We start from the raw sequence: 1,827 nt of genomic DNA on the forward strand, positions 1-1,827 counted from the left end.
GCGCCAGCGGTCCTCGACGCCGGCTCGGCGGTTACGTCTTTGCATCGCTTACTCCCACTGCTTCCCGGTCAGTCTCCCACCGTCAACCGACACCTGGCGGAATCGACCGATAGAAGCCGATTTCTGCACGAATCGCAGGCTAGTGGTGGACAAAGCACTAGCGCCACCACCAACGTTGGATCCGTTGAAAGCGAACACCGATTCAGGAGGAATCACGTGGAACTGCTAAGCGCGAAACAGGTCTCGGAGATGACCGGCGTACCCGTCGGGACTGGTCAAGTCCAGGGACGTGGTGTACGGGGTCGTCGTGTGATTCTTCGACTGGGTGGTTCAGGCGGTCAGTGCCGCCGGGGTCGCCTCCTGTTCGCTTGCTGGACTGTGGTCGGCTCGGGATTTGCTGAGGACGTCGAGGCCGAGGTAGCGGCGTGATTCGGCCCATTCGTCGTGTTGTTCGGCGAGGACTGCGCCGACCAGACGGATCAGGGCGTTGCGGTCGGGGAAGATGCCGACGACGTCGGTGCGCCGGCGGATTTCCTTATTGAGCCGTTCTTGAGGATTGTTCGACCAGATCTGGCGCCAGATCTGCTTGGGGAACGCGGTGAATGCCAGCAGGTCGGCGCGGGCGGCCTCCAGATGATCGGCGACCTTGGGTAGCTTGTCAGTCAGTGCATCGATGATGCGATCATATTGTGCAGCAACGGAATCAGCGTCAGGTTGGTCATAGACCGAGTGCAACAAAGTGCGCACCCACGGCCACGACGTCTTAGGGGTGATGGCCATCAGGTTGGTCGCGTAGTGCGTTCTGCACCGCTGCCAGGACGCGCCGGGCAGGGTGGCGCCGATGGCGGCCAACAGCCCCGCATGGGCATCGGAGGTCACCAGTTTGACCCCCGACAAGCCACGGGCGGTCAGCGACCGCAGGAACGTCAACCAGCCGGCGCCGTCCTCGGCCGTGGTGACGTCGATGCCCAGGATTTCGCGGTAGCCCTCGGCGTTGACCCCGACCGCGATCAGCGCGTGCACGTTGACCACGCGGCCGGCTTCGCGGACCTTGAGCACCAGGGCGTCAGCGGCCACGAATGTGTACGGACCGGCATCCAGCGGTCGGGTCCGGAATGCCTCCACGGCGGTGTCGAGTTCCTTGGCCATCACCGACACCTGAGACTTCGACAGCGACGTGATGCCCAGCGTCTCGACGAGCTTGTCCATCCGCCGCGTCGACACTCCCAGCAGGTAGCAGGTGGCCACCACGGTGGTCAGTGCCCGCTCAGCACGTTTACGGCGCTCCAGCAGCCAGTCCGGGAAGTAGGAGCCGTGCCGCAGCTTGGGGATCGCCAGATCCAATGACCCTGTCCGCGTGTCGAATTGGCGGTGCCGATACCCGTTGCGCTGATTCGTTCGATCGCTGCTGCGCTCACCGTATCCGGCGCCGCACAAGGTGTCGGCCTCAGCACCCATCAGGGTTTGGATGAACGTGGCCAGCAGCTCGCGCAGCACGTCGGGGTGAGTGGTGGTGAGTCGTTCGGCCAGCACCGCAGGCCAGTCGATATCGTGGGCAGTGGTCATCGCGTTGATTCCTTTGCTCGAGTGACTTTGGTCGGTCTCTCGAAGAATCACGCGATGACCTTCGTTCATTCGGCTACGACACGCCGCACCTCACCAACGGGTCCGGCTCGTACACCACCTTGGTGGACGCAACCCTGGGCCAGGACCGCTCGTACTTGGCGACGAAGAGCGAGGTGCTCCACCACTTTGAACATTGCCTCAATGTGATTAAGCAGCGGGTGCAGGTTGAGGAGTTCTTCGGCTGGGCAGTCGAGTCCGACG

General features: G+C 63.1%; 1 protein-coding gene. It reads right to left on the reverse strand.

Annotation, left to right across the window (positions count from 1 at the left end):
* Positions 1-330 precede the first annotated feature (330 nt).
* Positions 331-1,566: an IS256 family transposase gene (locus tag WAN71_RS04085; protein ID WP_422224105.1), complete on the reverse strand. Its 1,236-nt coding sequence runs from the start codon at positions 1,564-1,566 to the stop codon at positions 331-333.
* Positions 1,567-1,827 lie beyond the last annotated feature (261 nt).

The organism is Mycobacterium sp. (assembly GCF_049280035.1).
In the GTDB taxonomy this organism is placed as follows: domain Bacteria; phylum Actinomycetota; class Actinomycetes; order Mycobacteriales; family Mycobacteriaceae; genus Mycobacterium.